General features: G+C 71.4%; 18 protein-coding genes. 11 read left to right on the plus strand and 7 right to left on the minus strand.

The features are described from left to right. Nucleotides 1-20: 20 nt before the first annotated feature. Nucleotides 21-1,649 carry a phytoene desaturase family protein gene (locus CP981_RS05525; RefSeq protein WP_085924010.1) on the minus strand — a complete coding sequence of 543 codons (1,629 nt, stop codon included), beginning with the start codon at nucleotides 1,647-1,649 and terminating at the stop codon, nucleotides 21-23. 73 nt (nucleotides 1,650-1,722) lie between these two features. Next, nucleotides 1,723-2,178, minus strand: a complete 456-nt coding sequence (locus CP981_RS05530) for an SRPBCC family protein (RefSeq protein WP_085924011.1) — start codon at nucleotides 2,176-2,178, stop codon at nucleotides 1,723-1,725. Between the two features lie 232 nt (nucleotides 2,179-2,410). Here CP981_RS05530 and CP981_RS37565 point away from each other — a divergent pair, with 232 nt between their 5' ends. Beyond that, complete coding sequence (locus CP981_RS37565) at nucleotides 2,411-2,566, plus strand: DUF6131 family protein (RefSeq protein WP_085924012.1); 156 nt, start codon at nucleotides 2,411-2,413, stop codon at nucleotides 2,564-2,566. A 65-nt stretch (nucleotides 2,567-2,631) separates the two neighbouring features. On the opposite strand, the gene CP981_RS05535 is transcribed toward CP981_RS37565, so the two are convergent. From CP981_RS05535 to CP981_RS05545, 3 genes are all read right to left on the minus strand, one after another. Then, nucleotides 2,632-3,816 carry a zinc-dependent alcohol dehydrogenase gene (locus CP981_RS05535; RefSeq protein ID WP_085924013.1) on the minus strand — a complete coding sequence of 395 codons (1,185 nt, stop codon included), beginning with the start codon at nucleotides 3,814-3,816 and terminating at the stop codon, nucleotides 2,632-2,634. A gap of 96 nt (nucleotides 3,817-3,912) precedes the next feature. After that, complete coding sequence (locus CP981_RS05540) at nucleotides 3,913-4,278, minus strand: hypothetical protein (RefSeq protein ID WP_085924014.1); 366 nt, start codon at nucleotides 4,276-4,278, stop codon at nucleotides 3,913-3,915. A 351-nt stretch (nucleotides 4,279-4,629) separates the two neighbouring features. Further along, on the minus strand, nucleotides 4,630-6,945 hold the full coding sequence (locus CP981_RS05545; RefSeq protein WP_085924015.1) for a bifunctional glycosyltransferase/CDP-glycerol:glycerophosphate glycerophosphotransferase: 2,316 nt from the start codon (nucleotides 6,943-6,945) through the stop codon (nucleotides 4,630-4,632). A gap of 466 nt (nucleotides 6,946-7,411) precedes the next feature. On the opposite strand from CP981_RS05545, the gene dhaK reads away from it, so the two are divergent. From dhaK to dhaM, 3 genes are all read left to right on the plus strand, one after another. Further along, nucleotides 7,412-8,404, plus strand: coding sequence for a dihydroxyacetone kinase subunit DhaK (gene dhaK, locus CP981_RS05550; protein ID WP_085924016.1), 993 nt, complete (start codon nucleotides 7,412-7,414; stop codon nucleotides 8,402-8,404). Nucleotides 8,405-8,482: 78 nt separating this feature from the next. Beyond that, entirely contained in the window at nucleotides 8,483-9,079 is a 597-nt protein-coding gene (gene dhaL / locus CP981_RS05555; protein WP_085924068.1) for a dihydroxyacetone kinase subunit DhaL, read from the plus strand. Beyond that, on the plus strand, nucleotides 9,076-9,516 hold the full coding sequence (gene dhaM / locus CP981_RS05560) for a dihydroxyacetone kinase phosphoryl donor subunit DhaM (RefSeq protein ID WP_085924017.1): 441 nt from the start codon (nucleotides 9,076-9,078) through the stop codon (nucleotides 9,514-9,516). Before dhaL ends, dhaM begins: the two co-directional genes overlap by 4 nt. Nucleotides 9,517-9,550: 34 nt before the next feature. Here the strand turns inward: dhaM and CP981_RS05565 are convergent, their stop codons facing one another. Next, a complete protein-coding gene (locus CP981_RS05565; RefSeq protein ID WP_085924018.1) occupies nucleotides 9,551-10,369 on the minus strand; it encodes an SAM-dependent methyltransferase in 819 nt (272 codons plus the stop codon). A gap of 381 nt (nucleotides 10,370-10,750) precedes the next feature. Here CP981_RS05565 and CP981_RS05570 point away from each other — a divergent pair, with 381 nt between their 5' ends. Together CP981_RS05570 and CP981_RS05575 are read left to right on the plus strand one after the other, a co-directional pair. After that, complete coding sequence (locus CP981_RS05570) at nucleotides 10,751-11,395, plus strand: RNA polymerase sigma factor (RefSeq protein ID WP_085924019.1); 645 nt, start codon at nucleotides 10,751-10,753, stop codon at nucleotides 11,393-11,395. A 2-nt stretch (nucleotides 11,396-11,397) separates the two neighbouring features. Continuing rightward, nucleotides 11,398-12,150, plus strand: a complete 753-nt coding sequence (locus CP981_RS05575) for a hypothetical protein (RefSeq protein ID WP_085924020.1) — start codon at nucleotides 11,398-11,400, stop codon at nucleotides 12,148-12,150. A gap of 61 nt (nucleotides 12,151-12,211) precedes the next feature. Here CP981_RS05575 and CP981_RS05580 read toward each other — a convergent pair whose 3' ends face one another. Then, on the minus strand, nucleotides 12,212-12,634 hold the full coding sequence (locus CP981_RS05580) for an STAS domain-containing protein (protein WP_244329564.1): 423 nt from the start codon (nucleotides 12,632-12,634) through the stop codon (nucleotides 12,212-12,214). A 308-nt stretch (nucleotides 12,635-12,942) separates the two neighbouring features. On the opposite strand from CP981_RS05580, the gene CP981_RS05585 reads away from it, so the two are divergent. The 5 genes from CP981_RS05585 to CP981_RS05605 all read left to right on the plus strand — a co-directional run bounded on the left by CP981_RS05585 (nucleotide 12,943) and on the right by CP981_RS05605 (nucleotide 18,112). Next, complete coding sequence (locus CP981_RS05585) at nucleotides 12,943-13,704, plus strand: DeoR/GlpR family DNA-binding transcription regulator (RefSeq protein WP_085924022.1); 762 nt, start codon at nucleotides 12,943-12,945, stop codon at nucleotides 13,702-13,704. 203 nt (nucleotides 13,705-13,907) lie between these two features. Next, nucleotides 13,908-15,287: an ABC transporter substrate-binding protein gene (locus tag CP981_RS05590; protein ID WP_085924023.1), complete on the plus strand. Its 1,380-nt coding sequence runs from the start codon at nucleotides 13,908-13,910 to the stop codon at nucleotides 15,285-15,287. Then, nucleotides 15,268-16,251: a carbohydrate ABC transporter permease gene (locus tag CP981_RS05595; protein WP_107429519.1), complete on the plus strand. Its 984-nt coding sequence runs from the start codon at nucleotides 15,268-15,270 to the stop codon at nucleotides 16,249-16,251. Before CP981_RS05590 ends, CP981_RS05595 begins: the two co-directional genes overlap by 20 nt. Continuing rightward, a complete protein-coding gene (locus CP981_RS05600) occupies nucleotides 16,248-17,123 on the plus strand; it encodes a carbohydrate ABC transporter permease (RefSeq protein ID WP_244329565.1) in 876 nt (291 codons plus the stop codon). The genes CP981_RS05595 and CP981_RS05600 overlap by 4 nt, the downstream gene beginning before the upstream one ends. After that, the gene (locus CP981_RS05605; RefSeq protein WP_085924024.1) at nucleotides 17,120-18,112 is read left to right on the plus strand and encodes a zinc-dependent alcohol dehydrogenase family protein; all 993 of its coding nucleotides are present in this window, start codon (nucleotides 17,120-17,122) and stop codon (nucleotides 18,110-18,112) included. Before CP981_RS05600 ends, CP981_RS05605 begins: the two co-directional genes overlap by 4 nt. Nucleotides 18,113-18,120: the final 8 nt, after the last annotated feature.

An 18,120-nucleotide genomic window follows, 5' to 3' on the forward strand; every position in this document is an offset into this window, starting at 1 on the left:
GAGTTTGACGCCCCATCACGTCAGTTTCCCGATGCGTGCAGTGAACCGGCGCCCCGGTGGAGTGCCCGCTGTGCCCGGCTGAGGACGCGGTTCGGGGCGCGGGTGCGCAGCGCCGCGCGGGCCGCGTTGGCGCCGGGGGCGCCGTGCACCCCGCCGCCCGGGTGGGCACCGGCGGAGGCCAGGTAGAGGCCCGTCACGGGGGTTTCCGGGCGGGCGAGGCCCGGCAGCGGACGGAACACCAGCTGCTGGTGGAGGGCGGCCGTACCGCCGTTGAGGGCGCCCCCGTGCAGATTGGCGTCCAGCGCCTCCAGCGTGGGCGGGGCGAGAATACGGCGCGCCTTGATCCGGGACCGGAAGCCCGGCGCGAAGCGCTCGACCTGCTCCTCCAGCCGGTCCGCCATCGCTTCCTGGTCCCCCGGGCCCCAGGCGCCGCCGATCCCGCCCTCCCCCGCGTCCCCCCGGATCCGGTGGGGTACGTGGGTGTAGGCCCAGGCCGACTCGGTGCCCGGCGGGGAGCGGGTGGCGTCCGCGGTGGTCATCTGGCCGAACAGCGCGAACGGCCGGTCGGGCACCTGGCCCGCGGCGATCTGGGCGGTGAAGCGGGTGAGTTCGTCCATACCGTCCGCCAGATGCACGGTGCCCGCGGTGGCGGCGGCCTCCGCGGTCCACGGCACCGGGCCGCCGAGCGCCCAGTCCACCTTGAAGGTGGCGAAGTCCCATTGGAAGCGCCGCAGATCCGCCGTCAGCCGGCCGGGAAGATGCCGGGAGTCGACCAGCCGGCCGTACAGGGCGGGCACCGACACATCCGCCAGCACGGCGCGGCGGCCCGGCACGATCTCACCGATCGCGGTACGCACCGCCACCGCGCGCCCGGAGCGTACGACGATCTCGTCGACCCGCTCCCCGCAGCGCAGCACCCCGCCCCGGCGGTGCAGCCGCCGCACCAGGGCCGAGGTGAGCGACTGGGCACCGCCGGCCGGCACCGGAAAGCCGTAGTGCTGGCCGAGCATCGACATCAGCCATCCGAAGCCGCCACTGCCGGTGGCCTCGGGGGTGAGGTCGGCGTGCAGGGCGTTGCCCGCCAGCAGCAGCCGGCCCGCCTCGCCGCGGAACTCCTCCTCGCCCAGGCGCCGTACGGGCAGCAGCATCATCCGCGCCAGCCGCAGACCCCCGGCACCGCGGAGCCGGGCGGCGAGCCGGGCCATGGCACGCAGCGGCGGGAAAGGGGTGAACAGCGCGTCCAGGAGGTCGCCGCCGACCCGGTCCCAGACGTCGCACAGTTCCTGCCAGGCCGCGCCGTCGCCGGGGCCGAAGGTCTCCAGCCCCGCCACCGTGCCGGCCGTGGCGCGGCCCAGCAGCGCACAGCGGCCGTCGGTCAGCGGATGGGCCAGCACCTGAGGGGCATGGCTCCAGATAAGCCCCTCTTCGTACAGGTTCAGGGCGGCGAGGACCGGGGAGGCTACGGCGAGCGGGTAGAACGAACTGCACAGGTCGTTGACGAAGTCGGGGTGCACCGCACGGTCGCTGCGGACCGCGCCGCCCGGCTCCTCCTGCTCCTCCAGCACCTCCACCGACCACCCGGCGTCGGCCAGCAGGTTCGCCGCGACGAGTCCGTTGGGTCCGGCACCGATCACCACCGCGTCCGGCATCGCTGCCTCCTGTTCACCCGCCCCGCCGTTGCACCGGGCCCGGCCACCGGTGCGTCACCGGACGGAACGGCGGTCAGGCTCCGGTGGACGCCCGGGCCGGGGCCTCTTCGGCCACCGCGGCGAGCCTGCTGAGCATGCTGCGGTGACGCAGCTGAAGCAGGGCGTCCAGCGCCGCGTTGTGCAGCCGTCCGCCCGGTCCGGCCAGCGGGTGTTCGTCGACGATGACCAGGGAATCGGCGCCCCAGGGACGCACCTCGAGGGAGATCCGGGCGGTGCCCAGCCGGCCGCTGTCCACCTCGAGTTCGAGGGTGCGCGGCGGATCGCTGTGGCGGACGACGGTGTGCCCGGTGGCCTCCCAGGGCCCCAGGCGCACGGTGTATTCGAGGGTGGCGCCGACCTCCGGCCAGTCGCCGTCCTTCGGCCGCGAACGCGCGGTGCCGACCACCCAGTCCTGGTAGCGGGAGCGGTCGGCGAGCACCGCCCACAGCTCCTCGGGCGACCGCCTGATCAGCTGGTGTCGTACGGCCACGAGCCTTCCACCGCCTCACCGCACTCAGTCGCCGGCTTCCTCACCCAGCGTAGAGCGCGCGCCCTGGCCCGGCCTCCCGAGCGGCACGTCCGTACGCGCCCGGCAGCCGCAGCCCGCCGGGCCGGCCGGTGCGGCGGGCCGCTACGGCCGGCCTCCGCCGACGAGCGGTTGCCCCGGGGGCAATACGGGATCAAAGTAATGAATACACACGCATGCCAGATCGGAGTGCATCGTGATCGTTCTCGGAATCATCCTGCTTGTCGTCGGGTTCCTGACCGGCATCGGCATTCTGTGGACCATCGGCATCATTCTCGCCGTCATCGGCGCGATCCTTTGGGTCCTCGGTGCCATGGGGCACGCGGTCGCCGGCCGCAAGCACTACTGGTAGCCGGACGGGCCCCCAGGCCGGTGCGGTGGCGGAACATTCCTTCCGCCACCGCACCGGCCTGGGTATCAGGGCGTGAGGACGGTCTTCACCATGCCGTCTTCCTTCGCCTGGAAGGTCCGGTAGGCCTGCGGCCCGTCTTCGAGCGGCAGGGTGTGGGTGGCGAACCCGTCCACGCCGAGCACATCCGCGTCGTTGAGGAGCGGCATGATGTCGTCCACCCACCGCCGGACGTTGGCCTGCCCCATCCGCAGCTGGATCTGCTTGTCGAACAGGGTCAGCATCGGCACCGGGTCGACACTTCCTCCGTACACACCGATGAGCGAGATCGTGCCGCCGCGGCGGACCACGTCGACGGCGGTGTTGAACGCCGTCATGCTGTCCACCCCCGCACGGCCCATCAGCTTCTCCCCCACGGCGTCGGGCAGCAGACCGGCGAGATTCTGGGCGGCCCGCACCAGCGGAGCCCCATGGGCCTCCATGCCGACCGCCTCGATGACGGCGTCGGTGCCCCGTCCTCCGGTGAGCGCGCGGATCTCCTCCCCCAGGTTCTTCCCGTACTCGTTCAGATCGAGGGCGTGCACCCCGCGCTCGCGGGCGCGGGCGAGGCGTTCGGGGACGAGGTCGACGCCGATGACCTTGCCCGCGCCCTTGTGCAGCGCGATCCGGGCGGCCATGTCACCGATCGGACCGAGCCCGAGCACGGTGACCGTGCCGCCGGGAGGGACATCGGCATAGACGACCGACTGCCAGGCGGTGGGCAGCACATCGGAGAGATAGACGAACCGCTGGTCCGGCGGGCCGTGCGGCACCTTCACGGGCAGCGTGTTGCCGAACGGGACCCGCAACAACTCCGCCTGCCCGCCCGGCACTTGACCGTAGAGCTTGGAGAACCCGAAGAGGGCGGCACCCGTCCCCCGGTCCTTGACCTGTGTGGTCTCGCACTGCGAATGGAGCCCCTGTCCGCACATCCAGCAGGTGCCACAGGAGACATTGAACGGCACCACCACCCGGTCACCGACGGACACCTCCGTGACCTCGGGCCCGACCTCCTCGACGATGCCCATCGGCTCGTGGCCGAGGATGTCACCGGGGTCGAGATAGGGGCCGAGAACCTCGTACAGATGCAGGTCGGAGCCGCAGATACCGGTGGAGGTGATGCGGACGATGATGTCGGTCGGTTCCTTGATGGTGGGGTCGGGGACCGTGTCCACGCGGACGTCGCGCTTGCCGTGCCACGTCAGGGCTCTCATCTTCGCTCCTCACAGCGACGGGGCGGACTCACCACGGAATCCGCCCCGCCGCGCGTCGGGCAGCCGTGACCTCGGGGGTGCCGGGCCGCCGGGACCTCAGGGTTCCTGCGGGTCGACTCCGGTGTGCGCGTCCGCGTCGCGGCCGCCGCTGGGCCGGCGCGAGGGGCCCTTGCGCCCCATGTCCCGCATGCCCTTCTCCTCGGTTTCGGCAGCACGCCGCTCACCGGAGCGCGTCTCGCTCTTGACCTCGCTCGCCGGAGGGACCTTCTCCTGTCCGCCGGACTCCTTGCTGCGGTCCTTCTCGGGCGCGTACTCCTCCGGGCGGAACGACCGGCCGGCGCTCTCGTTCTTCTGCTGCTCGGTCTGGTCGACGTCGGGCGACCAGCCGTGCTGCTCGGTTCCCTTGTGCATGCTGTGGCCCTCGCCCATCTTCGGGTGCGAGGACTTGCGGTGTCTGGTCACTGCTGCTCCCTACGTTGCGCGTCGCCGACGGCGCCACCGGACCGCGCCGTGCCTGCGGAGCGGCGCACCGTCCTCGCCATGCGCACGGCCTCTGGACACGATGCCCATGCCGGGCCGGCTCCTACGTCGCCTGCGTCGGAGACTCCCGTACCTCCAGGCTGAGGGCCAGCGGGATCATCCGCATCTCCGCCCTGCTGGGGCGGTCATCCGCGGGCCCGGGGCAGTGACCTCAGGGGCCTCAGGGAATGACGGCACGGGCACGCGACGCTGCGGGTGCCCCGTCCGCTTCCGCTCACACCTGGGCTCGGCGCCGGCCCGGAGTCCGGGCCGGCGCCTCCCGCCGTCAGCCGGTCAGCTCGGCGTCCGGCCGGCGGCCGTGTCCGCACCGGAGGCGAGGACGACATCCTGCACGGCGCGAGCGGCCTCGGGCGGGGACGGCGGGACGGTGCGCTCGGACAGCGGCAGCGGGGCCGGGACCGGCTCCGGGTTGCCGAGGAAGGTCCGGTTGACCACCCGCTCGGCGGCGTGGCCGTCGTCCCACATGCAGAAGCGGGCGCGGAAGGCGGCGCGCAGCTCGGCGGCCTCGGTGCCGTTCCAGCGGCCGCTGCGGAACGCCTCGATCAGCTCGTCCTCGCTGGTGGCGACGATCCCCGGGGTGTCTCCCGGCTTTCCTGACAGCAGGTCGAAGGTGACGCCGCGGGAGCGGACGTAGGTCTCCCAGTCGTCCGCGTAGTTGATGATCGGCCGGTCGAGGTTGGCGTAATCGAACATGATCGACGAGTAGTCCGTGATCAGCGCGTCCGCGGCGAGGCACAGCTCCTCGACCGACGGGTGCCGGGAGACATCGATCAGCGCACCCTCGTCCTGGAGCTGCTGAAGGTGCGGGTCCTGGCCGTAGAAGTAGTGCGTACGGACCAGCAGGACGATGTCCGGGCCGAGTTCGCGGGTGATTCTCTCCAGGTCCAGCTGCGGCACATAGCCGACCTGGTAGTCGCGCACCGTCGGGGCATAGAGGACGGCGGTGCTGCCGGGAGCGATCCCCAGCCGCTCGCGGATATCCAGGATGTCCTGGGCGCCGGTCCGGAAGAAGACGTCATTGCGCGGATAGCCGGCGTCGATGGATTCGAAACGACAGGGGTAGACCCGCTCCCACTGCTCGCTGGTGTGCTGGTTGGCGGAGACCGACAGATCCCAGCGGTCGGCGCGTTCGAGCAGCTTGCGCATGCTCATTCCCTTGCCGGCGGCCGGATATTTCTGCTGGTCGATACCCATGCGCTTGAGCGGGGTGCCGTGATGGGTCTGGAGATGGACCTGGCCCTTGCGCTTGACCACCGCGTCGGCGAAATTGACGTTGTTGACGAAGTACTTCGCGCGCGCCATCAGCTCCCAGTAGCGCCGGCTGTTGACGACGACGTGGTCCATACCCTCCGGCACGGTGTCCACGACGTCCTCGCGTACGACCCACACCCCGTGCAGCTGCGGGGCCATTTCCCTGGCCTTTTCGTAAATCGCCAGCGGATTGCAGGAGGGGGTACGGTTCCAGTAGGCGCTGAAGACGGCGAGGTTCTGGTCGATGGGGCGCTTCAGCTGCATCCGGTAGAAACTCGTGGCGGCCCGCTTGCTCATGGCGCGCTGGGCCTTGCGCAGGCGCTGCTGCCCGCTCTTCCGGGTACGGCTCATCAGATTCAGGGCCTGGAAGGCACGGTAGGAACCGCGTTCCAGTGCCTGGAACCGGAGGGCGTCGGCCTCCGGGGGCGGGGTGAATCCCGCGGGCTTGTGCCGCCGGTACATCGCCACGGAACGGCGGAAGAATTCCGGCCGGTCCTGGACCCGCACCCGGCTCTCCCGCGCGCCGGTGAAGAGGAAGTGGCTGACCATCCGCTCGAAGAACAGCGGCCGCAGCGGGTCGAGGTCCGGCCGGCCGTCGAGGAAGTCGAAGAGCCGCTGGTACTGGTCGAATATCGTGAAGTGCTTAAGGCCCGGTGTCTTCATGGAATTGCCGTGCCGGCGCTGGCGGTATTCCACACAGGCGTGGTCCAGGCACACGGCGCGCTCGGCGGTGAGCATGGTCGTGTAGACCATCAGGGCGTCCTCGTAGAGCCCGTCGGTGTACCGGAATCCGTTGTCCACGAAGAAGTCGCGCCGGAAAGCACGGTTCCACACCACCGCGAACATATGCAGGAATTCGGTGCGCTCGGTGGGCTTGAAGACCTCCGCTCCGGCCCCGGCGAGGAGTTCACGGACCGCACTCGGCTGGACCGCGTGCCACCAGTAGGTCCGTACATGGTCGAAGAGCAGCAGGTCCGGGTCCGCCGCTTCGCCCAGCCGGCCGGCCATGGCCCGCAGCGCGCCCGCGGTGAAGGTGTCGTCACTGTCGAGGAACAGCAGATAGTCGCCGCGCGCACGCTGGACGCCGGTGTTCCGGGCCGCGCCGATACCGCCGTTCTCCTCGTGGCGTACGTGGATCACCCGCGGGTCGCGGGCGGCGAACTCCGCCAGGATCTCGCCGCTGCGGTCCGGCGAGCAGTCGTCGACCGCGATGACCTCGAAGTCGGTGAAATCCTGCGCCAGCAGCGAGTTCAGGCACGCGCGAAGATAGCCCTGCACATTGTGGACCGGAACGATGATGCTGAAGCGCGGGGCGGATCTGGGGCCCGTCTCGGGCATGGCGGGGTTGCTCCTCGAAGGTGTCGGCCGCACGACGCGGGCCGGAAGTTTTCGTGACAGGGAGTGGGACAGCCGGTGGCCGGAAAGGGTTGTGCCGGAGGTGCGCAAATTTCCCGTTGCCTCCCTCACACGACATCCCGGACCTGCCGTCACGGGCGGCCCGGCCCCCTTCGTCACGGCCCGGGCCGCTCGGGCCGGAGACGCGGACACTCGCCGTTTCCGCGTCACGTGACCTTGAGGATCTGAGCACGGATACTGCCCTCGGGGCGGCCCCACCTCCGCTCCACGCACTCCTGCGAAGAGCCGGAAGCACCGTCAGGAAAGCGGGCCGCAACCGTCCTTCGCCCTGCCGGACCCCTTCCCTCGCCGCCCCCGGACCGCCAAGATCGATAGCGATGCATCACCACAGCCTGACCAGGGCAAACGCCGGTCAGCGACCCGATTGCCAGCTCACCAGGAGGTACCCATGAAGATGCTGATCAACGTCGCCGAAACCGTGGTGACGGATGCGCTGCGCGGGATGGCCGCGGCCCACCCCGAGCTGGTGGTGGATGCCGAGAACCGGGTGATCGTGCGGCGGGACGCACCGGTGGCGGACAAGGTGGCGCTGGTGTCCGGGGGCGGCAGTGGGCACGAGCCGCTGCACGGGGGGTTCGTCGGGCCCGGCATGCTGGACGCCGCCTGTCCGGGCGAGGTCTTCACCTCACCGGTGCCCGATCAGATGGTGCGGGCCGCGGCGGCCGTGGACAGCGGCCACGGCGTGCTGTTCCTGGTGAAGAACTACACCGGGGACGTCCTCAACTTCCAGATGGCGGCGGAGCTGGCGGAGGACGAGGGGGTGCAGGTGGCCAGTGTGCTCATCGATGACGATGTCGCGGTCACCGACTCGACGTTCACCGCGGGGCGGCGCGGCACCGGGGCGACGCTCTTCGTGGAGAAGATCGCCGGCGCCGCGGCCGAGGAGGGCATGCCGCTGGAGCGGGTGGAGGCGCTGGCCCGGCAGGTCGTGGCGTCCTCGCGCAGCTTCGGGGTGGCGCTGAGCGCCTGTACGACCCCGGCCAAGGGCAGCCCGACCTTCGATCTCCCTTCCGGGGAGCTGGAGTTGGGGGTCGGGATCCACGGCGAGCCGGGGCGGGAGCGCCGCGCGATGATGACCTCGCACGAGATCGCGGACTTCGCGGTGGACGCGATCCTGGAGGATCTGGACCCGCGGCTGCCCGTGCTGGTGCTCGTCAACGGCATGGGTGCGACCCCGCTGCTGGAGCTGTACGGATTCAACGCGGAAGTCCGCCGGGTGCTCGACGAGCGGGGCGTGGCGGTGGCCCGTACGCTCGTCGGGAACTATGTGACGTCGCTGGACATGGCGGGCTGCTCGGTGACGCTGTGCCAGGTCGACGGGGAGCTGCTGCGGCTGTGGGACGCGCCGGTGGAGACGGCGGGGCTTCGCTGGGGACGGTGACCGGGCCTCCGGACCCGTCCCCCTATCGCTTTCTTGCTCAGTACCTGAACAACCAAGGAGTAGTCCGTGTCCGAAACGGTGCTGGATGCCGCGTTCTTCGTACGCTGGATGACGGCGGCCGCCGCCGTCATCGACCGGGAGGCCGACCGCCTCACCGAGCTGGACTCACCCATCGGTGACGCCGACCACGGAAGGAACATGCAGCGCGGCTTCGCGGCCGTCGTCACGATGCTGGAGACGGAACCGCCGGCGACGCCCGGTGCCGTCCTGACCGCCGCCGGACGGCAGTTGATCTCCAGTGTGGGCGGGGCGTCCGGACCGCTCTACGGGACGCTGCTGCGGCGCACCGGCAAGACGCTGGGCGAGGCACCGCAGGTCTCGGCGGCGGAACTGCGGTCGGCACTGGCCGCCGGGGTGACCGCGGTGGGACAGCTCGGCGGTTCGGCGCCGGGCGACAAGACGATGCTCGATGCGCTGACGCCCGGGGTCGCAGCGCTGGCGGACTCCTTCGACGCGGCGGCCGTGGCCTCCCAGGAGGGTGCGCTGGCCACCGTACCGATGCAGGCCAGAAAGGGCCGGGCGAGCTATCTGGGGGAACGCAGCATCGGACATCAGGACCCTGGGGCGACGTCCTCGGCACTGCTGTTCGCGGCACTCGCGGAGGTGGCCAAGTGAGCACGGGTACGGCGAACGGGACGGCCGGCGGCGCGGACGCGCGGGTCGGGGTGGTGCTGGTGTCGCACAGCGGGCCGGTCGCGGAGTCGGTGGCGACGCTGGCGGTCGGGCTGGCCGGCGGCGGGGACACGGTGCCGGTGGCCGCCGCGGGCGGTACCCCGGACGGCGGTCTCGGCACGAGTGCGGAGCTGATCACCGAGGCGGCGCGGTCGGTGGACCGTGGTGCGGGTGTGGCGGTCCTGGTCGACCTGGGCAGCGCCGTACTGACCGTGAAGGCGCTGATCGCCGAGGGGGACGAACTCCCCGAGGGCGCCCGGCTGGTGGACGCGCCGTTCGTGGAGGGCGCGGTGGCCGCCGTGGTCACCGCGTCGGCCGGGGCGGATCTGAACGCGGTCGCGGCGGCGGCCGGGGAGGCGTACGGCTACCGCAAGGAGTAGCGACGCCGCGTGGGAGGCCGCCGGCCGCGCCCGCTCAGGGTTTGCGGGCGACGCCCGCGTAGCAGGCGGCCTCCGCGTCCGTGACATGGGTGGCGTCCTCGGGGCGTTCGGGGCGCCACTGGTGAGGGAGCGTGAGGCCCGGTTCCAGCAGCTCCCAGCCGTCGAAGAAGCGCAGGACCTCGGCGCGGGAGCGGAACTGGAGCCGGGTGCCCGCATCGCCGTAGATCTTGATGATCTTCCGCATCGCCTCGGGGCTGAAGTCCGGTGTGGCATGGCTCAGCGCCAGGGTGCTGCCGCTGGGCAGTGCGGCCTTGAGGGTCTCGACGATGGTGTGGGCGCGGTCCTCGCCGTCGTCGGGGACGAAGTGCATCAGGGCGTTCAGACTGAGCGCGACCGGGCGGGTCAGGTCGAGGGTGTCGAGAAGCTGAGGTGCGGTGAGGATGCCCTCGGGGTCGCTGACATCGGCTTGGACGTACGCCGTGCGGCCCTCGGCGGTGCCGATCAGCAGGGCCGCGGCGTGCGCGAGGACGATCGGGTCGTTGTCGGTGTAGACGACCCGGGCGTCGGGGGCGGTGCCCTGGGCGATGTCGTGGAGGTTCGGCGGGGTGGGGATGCCGGTGCCGATGTCGAGGAACTGCCGCAGACCGGAGGCGGCGAGGACCCGGGTGGCGCGGTGCATGAACTCGCGGTTGATGCGGGCGGCGACCAGCGCGGCGGGGAAGACACCCAGGACGCTCCCGGCGGCCATCCGGTCGGCCAGGAAGTTGGTCTTGCCGCCCAGGAAATAGTCATAGATCCGGGACGAGTGGGCCCGGTCCAGCTGTAGGTCCACCACGGAATCGTGCTCGCTCATCGTGCGCTGCCTCCCCAATCCGGCATCCCGCCCGGCGCCTCCCCCCCGCACCATGATGCCCGTTCCGTGCGCGGCGCGCCGCCGAGAGCGCGTCAAACACCGTCGCACGCCCGGCCGTTGGCGCATGGTGCCCCGTATGTCACGGATCCTGCCGGAGCACACCCGAGCGTCCCATGACGGGCGGCCATGCCACGGTCATGCGCGGTCACATGCCACTGTCATGCGTAGTCATATGAATACGCAGCGGCAGATTTTTGCCCTACCGGTGCCACAAACGGGCTCACTTTCCGGTTCATTGGAAGGTGAGAGCAACCGCTCTCCCGCTGCCGGCGGCGCCTCGGCGCCCGGCTCGGTGCATGTCCAACGGAACGAGGACGGCTCGTGAGCGCAGACCGGGACCGACCGCTACCGGCGTGCGCTCCGGCGCATGTCCGTGCCGCGGAGTTATCGCCACTCCCCCGCTGTTCGCTCCCGGCCTCCGCATCGGACCCGTTCGACCACCGGCTGTCGATCACTTTCGAGGCCTTTCTGGCCACGCACGCGCGGAAGTGGCTGACCTACGCCTATCTGCACACGGGCAGCGAGGCCGCGGCCCGTGAGGTCACCCGGGCCGCCTACGGGCAGCTCGGCCGGCTGTGGCCGCACGCGCTGCGGCAGGCGTCGGTGGAGGCCTACGCCTGGTCGGTCCTCAAGGAACGGGTCGTGGAGTGGCTGTACGACCACCAGCAGCCCACCGCGCTCACCGAGACCGCCGCCTTCGCCGTCGTCACCCACGCCCTGCTGCGCGAGTGCCAGCAGCAATTCGCCATGCTGGAGAGCCAGTTGGGGCTGTACGCGGCCATCGCCCGGCTGCCGGAGCGGCAGTGCGATGTGATCGTGCTGCGCCATGTCATCGGGTACAGCGACGCCCAGATCGGCTCGCTGCTCGGCGTCGACGAAGTCACCGTCCGCTCCTATGCGAGCCGCGGCAAGCGCAAGCTCGCGGCCGCGCTCGGTATCGATCAGGGAAACGCAAGGGGGAACTGACCATGTGGCACACCCGCCCCGCCGACCGCCGGGAGACCGTCGAGACACTGCTCAGCGCGGCCGCGGCGGTGTCCGGCATCGATGATCTGGCCGGCTTCCGCGACCTCGATGACGCGGGCGCGCTCAGCTGCCTCGGCGCGTCCCCGCGCGCGGGCGCGGCGGCCGCGGACGGCCGTCCGACGACGGTGCGGACGGTCCGGGCCGACCAGGGCGCGCCCAGCACCTATCCCAGCGCCCGGGACGAGGCCACCCATGAGCTCCAGCTGGCCTGTGCGCTGGTCGTCAATGCCGCGGCCGCCGCGGCGAGTCTGGAACGGCTGGTCGACGACCACCACATCGACCCCGAGGGCGCGCTGGTCTTCGCCTGTCTGCTGCACATCACCGGGCGCACCGACGCGGCGCACTTCTGGTGGCACTTCGGCGCCGGCGCCGGCAGCCGGACGGCCGCCTACTGTCTGTATCTCTCGCACCGCCGCAACGGCGAGTACCGCGATGCCGCCTACTGGCGCGAGCAGGCCGCCCACGCGCCGGACGAGGAGCGCCGCTCGGTGGCCGCGTTCGACGAGAAACAGCTGCTGCCGGACGCGGCCCGGCACAACCTTCTCGTCCAGTGGCACAGCGGGCTCGCCCCGACCCTGCCGTCCGCGCTGGAGAATGTGATCAACCGTCTCGTCGTGGACAGCGACGACGAGGACTTCGGCGAGATCCCCCGCCCCTCCCCCACGCTCGTCCGGGACCTGGGCCGGGCCGAGTAGCCACCCGCCGCGCCCGTCCCCGTCCGGGCCGGTGACCTGCCCGGACGGCGGGCCGCCGGGCTCAGATGTCGTCGGCTTCCACAGCCGGGTCCTCCACCCCGGGCGGCCACGCCGGGCGGCTGGCGTCGGGGACCGCGGTCAGCGCATGGCCCACGGTGGGATAGCAGGAGAAGACCCCGAGGGACTGGGTGCCGACCAGCAGCCGCAGCATCCGTACGCCGAGCGAGGCCAGCAGCAGCCTGCCCTCCAGACGCCGGCAGAGCCATTCCAGGGCGAGCAGGCAGCTCAGGCCCCGTGAGTCACAGAAGCGCAGGGCGGTCAGATCGAGCACCAGATAGCGGTGGCCGGCCGAGACCACCTCCCGGGCCTCGGCCAGAAACGCCTGTTCGGTACGGAGGTCCAGCTCTCCGCTGACCCGCAACACCGCACACTCATCCGCCTGCACGATCGCAGTGACCGCCAACGACCGCATCTCCGAGCTCATGCCGTCCAGACTAAGCGCCGCCGCCCGCTGCACCACCGCGGTGGCCGGCCGGCGCACATCGGACCGCCCCGGACGCCGCCCCGGCCCGCCGCGCCCGGACGGACCCTCCCCACGTGCCGTACGGGCACCCGTTCGTGCGTACGGCCAGGCTGACAGCGTTCGGAAGCGGGCGGAAGCGGTCAGGTTTTTTGCTGTGACGGGCAGCCTGCGGCGCCGCCCCGGTTGCTATAAACCTGATGCGGGCGGAAACGGGCAACCTCGTGACCGAACGCAGACCGGAAGCACACAGAAAGCGGCAGGAGAGAACCATGAGGGCCGAGGAACGCCAGCATCGCCTCCTCGCGCTCGCCCGGCAGTCCGGCCGGATCGAGGTCGCCGAGGCCGCGTCGGCATTCGGGGTCGCCCGGGAAACCGTCCGGCGCGATCTGAGCGAGCTGGAGCGCCGGGGCCTGGTCCGGCGTACGCACGGCGCGGCGTACCCGGTCGAGAGCGCCGGGTTCGAGACCACGCTGGCCCGGCGGGAGACCCAGCAGGTGGACGAGAAGCGCCGGATCGCGGCGGCCGCCGCGGCGCTGGTCGGCGAGGCCGAGACGGTCTTCGTCGACGAGGGCTACACCCCGGAGCTGGTCGCCACGCTGCTGCCCACCGACCGCCCGCTGACCGTGCTCACCGCCTCGCTGCGCACCGCCTCGCTGGTCGCGGCGTCCGAATCCACCACCGTCCTGCTGGCCGGCGGCCGGGTCCGCTCCGGGACGCAGGCGACGGTGGGGTCCTGGGCCCGGGACATGCTCGCCCGGTTCGTGATCGACCTGGCGTTCCTCGGGGCGAACGGCGTCTCCCGGGAGCACGGTCTGACCACCCCGGATCCGGCGGTCGCCGAGGTGAAGGAGCAGGCCGTCCGCTCCTCGCGGCGGCGGGTGCTGGTCGGCGTGCACAGCAAATTCGGCGCCAGCAGTTTCTGCCGGTTCGCCGAGGTCCGTGACTTCGACACGATCGTCACCGACGCGGGACTGTCCGCGCCGGAGGCGCATCGCTACTCGCTCCTGGGGCCGCAGGTGCTCCGGGTCTGACCGCGGCCGGGGCCGCCGGACGACCGGCCCCGCACCGCGGCACCACATCCCCCACAGCTGACCGCCGAAGGCCGGGCCCGCACCGCCGGCCGTCGGACGGCTCCCGGGCGTACCCGCGAAACGGCGCCGTACGCCCCGGAACCGCCGCTTGTGCGGCATTCGCCGGACACGCACGCCCCCTTGTCCCCAGAAAGGTACGAGCCGTGAGAGCACGACCCCCCGGACCAGGCCGCGGCGGCCGCTCCCTAGGGCTGACCGCCCTCGCCGTGGCGCTGGCGCTGTCCACCGCCGGCTGTTACCGCGGCGCCGGCGACGCGGGCAACGAGAGCCGCCGCAGCATCAACGTCCTGATGGTCAACAACCCGCAGATGGTGGATCTTCAGCGGCTCACCGCCGAGCACTTCACCAAGGAGACCGGCATCAAGGTGAACTTCACCGTGCTGCCGGAGGACGATCTGCGCGACAAGATGAGCCAGGACTTCTCCAGCCAGGCCGGGCAGTACGACGTGGCGAGCGTCAGCAACTACGAGACGCCCATCTACGCCCGCAACGGCTGGCTGACCGAACTGGGCACCCGTGCCGCCAAGGACCGGGAATTCGACCAGGGCGACATCCTCCCGCCGGTCCGCTCCTCCCTCACGGCCGCCGACGGCAAGATCTACGCCCAGCCCTTCTACGGCGAGTCCTCGTTCCTGATGTACCGCAAGGACCTCCTCAAGAAGGCCGGGCTGACCATGCCGGCCCGGCCCACCTGGCACCAGGTGGCCGCCCTGGCGGCGAAGCTGGACGGCTTCCGCAAGGGCATGAAGGGGATCTGTCTGCGCGGCCAGCCGGGCTGGGGCCAGCTGGCCGCCCCGCTGAGCACCGTCGTCAACACCTTCGGCGGAACGTGGTTCACCAAGGACTGGCAGCAGCGGGTCGACAGCCCGGAATTCACCCGGGCCACCCGGTTCTACGTGGATCTGGTCCGCAAGCACGGGGAGGCGGGCGCCCCGCAGGCCGGCTACACCGAGTGCCTCAACGACATGCAGCAGGGCAAGGTCGCCATGTGGTACGACGCGACGGCCGGCGCCGGTTCGCTGGAGGGCGACGGCTCCAAGGTCGCGGGCAAGGTCGGCTACGCACCGGCGCCGGTGGAGCGGACCCGGGACGCGGGCTGGCTCTACACCTGGGCGTGGGGCGTACAGAAGGCCAGTACGCACCAGGACGCGGCCTGGCAGTTCATCCGCTGGGCCTCGGGCAAGGACTACGAACGGCTGGTGGGCCGCGAGCTGGGCTGGGCGAACGTGCCCGGCGGCAAACGGGCCTCCCTCTACCGCGATCCCGCCTACCTCAAGGCGTCCGGGGCGTTCGCCGGCCCGACCGAGCGGGCGATCCGCTCGGCCCGGCCCGGCGACCCCGGCGTTCAGCGGCGCCCGGCCCCCGGCATCCAGTTCGTCGGCATCCCCGAGTTCGCGGACCTGGGCACCAAGGTGTCGCACGAGATCAGCTCGGCCATCGCCGGGAAGCAGAGCGTGTCCGAGGCCCTGAAGAACAGCCGGCGACCGGCGCAGGAGGTGTCCGATGCCTATACGGACCACTGAACCGGCCCCCGCGGCCGAGGTGGCCGCCGTGGACCGCGGCGGTGACCCGGCGGCCCGTGCCCGCCGCACCGAGCGGGCGAGGAACTGGGCCCGCCGCGCCCCGCTGCTTCCCGCGCTGGTCTTCCTCGTCATCGTCACCCAACTGCCGTTCGTGGCCACCGTGGTGATCTCCTTCACCCGCTGGAACGCGCTGGCGCCCGAGAACCGCGGCTTCGCCGCCTTCGACAACTACCGGGCGGTCTTCACCGATCCCGCGATGCGGGCCTCGGTGGGCACGACGGTGCTGCTGACCGTGACCGTGGTGCTGGTCAGCCTGCTGCTGGGGCTGGGGCTGGCGCTGCTGCTCGACCGTGGTTTCCGCGGGCGCGGCATCGTCCGCACGCTGCTCATCACGCCGTTCCTGGTCGTACCCGTCGCCTCCGCCCTGTTGTGGAAGCACGCGCTGTACAACGCCTCGTACGGGCTGCTCAACGGCTCGCTGACCTGGATCTGGCGGCTGTTCGGCAGCGACGACCCGCCGCAGCCGGACTGGATGACCGACTCGCCGCTGGCCGCGGTGGAGGTGTCGCTGATCTGGCAGTGGACGCCGTTCATGATGCTGATCCTGCTGGCCGGGCTACAGAGCCGGGCCACCGACGCCATCGAGGCGGCCCGGATGGACGGCGCCTCCGCCTTCGACATCTTCCGCTATCTGACCCTGCCGCATCTGCGCCGCTACCTCGAACTGGCCGCGCTGCTGGGCACGGTGTACGTCGTGCAGAACTTCGACGCGGTGTTCACCATCACGTCCGGCGGCCTCGGCACGGCCAACCTGCCGTACACCATCTACCAGACCTTCTACCAGGCCCATGACTACGGGCGGGCGTCCGCGCAGGGCGTCGTCGTGGTGCTGTGTTCGCTGCTGGTGGCGACCTTCGCACTGCGCACCGTCTCGTCCCTGCTGCGCGAGGAGGTCACCCGATGAACCGCCCGCTCCTGGCCCCGCGCCGCCCCGGCTCCCCCGGCACCCGGCGCCGGCGCCACACCGGCACCCTGCTGGGCCTGGTGGCCTGGCTGTGCGGGATCGGCTTCTTCCTGCCGGTCGCCTGGATGGTGCTGACGTCCTTCCACAGCGAGACGGACGCGGCGACCAACCCGCCGAGCCTCGGCGCCGGGCTGAGTCTGCACGGCTACCGCGAGTTCTTCGGCGCGGGCAGCGGTATCAGCCCCTGGCCGCCGCTGATCAACTCGCTGACCGCCTCCGTCGCCTCCACCCTGCTGGTGCTGCTGCTGGCGGTGCCCGCCGCCTACGCCCTCGCCATCAAGCCGGTGCGCAAGTGGAGCGATGTCCTCTTCTTCTTCCTGTCCACGAAGATGCTGCCGCTGGTGGCCGGGCTGCTGCCGGTCTACCTCGTCGCGCAGAACACCGGGATGCTCGACAGCATCTGGCTGCTGGTCCTGCTCTACACCTCGATGAATCTGCCGATCGCGGTGTGGATGATGCGTTCGTTCCTCGCCGAGGTCCCGGTGGAGATGCTGGAGGCCGCCTCGATCGACGGCGCGGGGCTGACCACCACCCTGACCCGGATCGTGGCGCCGGTCGCCATGCCGGGCATCGCGGCCACGGCCCTGATCTCCTTCATCTTCAGCTGGAACGAGCTGCTGTTCGCGCGGGTCCTGACCGGGATCGTGGCCGGCACCTCGCCGGTGTTCCTGACCGGACTCGTGACCAGCCAGGGCCTGTTCCTGGCCAAGGTGTGCGCCGCCGCCACCGTCATCTCGCTCCCGGTGATCGCCGCCGGGTTCGCCGCCCAGGACAAACTCGTCCAGGGCCTGTCGCTTGGAGCCGTGAAATGAAAGCCGCAGTGATCAGCGCCCCCGGGACCGTCGAGGTCGCCACCGTCGAGGACCCGGCGCCCGGCCCCCGCGAGGTCGTGGTCTCGGTCGCCGCCTGCGGGCTGTGCGGCACCGATCTGCACATCCTCCAGGGTGAGTTCGCGCCCACCCTGCCGGTCGTGCCGGGCCATGAGTTCGCCGGTACGGTCGTGGCGGCCGGCAGCGCGGTCACCGAACTCGCCGAGGGCGACCGGGTGGCCGTCGATCCCTCGCTCTACTGCCACGAGTGCCACTACTGCCGGATCGGCCGCAACAACCTGTGTGAGCGCTGGGCCGCCATCGGGGTGACCACGGCCGGCGGCGCCGCCGAGTTCGCCGTCGCCCCGGTCGGCAACTGCGTCAAGCTGCCCGAGCACATCCGTACCGAGGACGCGGCGCTGATCGAGCCGCTCTCCTGCGCCGTACGCGGCTACGACATCCTGCGCTCCCAGCAACTGGGCACCCGGGTCCTCATCTACGGCTCGGGCACCATGGGCCTGATGATGCTCGAACTCGCCAAGCGCACCGGTGCCGCCGGGGTCGATGTCGTCGACATCAACCCGCAGCGGCTGGCCACCGCCCGCACGCTGGGGTGCAGCGCCGCGGCCGGTTCCGCCGACGAGCTGGACCGCCCGCGCGGCTGGGACGTGGTGATCGACGCCACCGGCAACGAGCACGCCATCCAGGACGCGCTGGGGCGGGTCGGCAAGGGCGGCACCTTCCTCCAGTTCGGCGTCGCCGACTACGCCGCCCGCGCCACCATCGAGCCCTACCGCATCTACAACCAGGAGATCACCATCACCGGCTCGATGGCCGTCCTGCACAGCTATGAACGCGCCGCGGAGCTCTTCGCGGCGGGCGTGCTGGACCCGGAGGTCTTCATCAGCGACCGGCTCCCGCTGGACCACTACGCGGAGGCGCTGGGCCGCTTCCGGGCGGGCGAGGGCAGGAAGATCCTCGTACGGCCGTGAGCGGAGCC

It is taken from the genome of Streptomyces platensis (assembly GCF_008704855.1).
GTDB classification, from domain to species: Bacteria; Actinomycetota; Actinomycetes; order Streptomycetales; family Streptomycetaceae; genus Streptomyces; species Streptomyces platensis.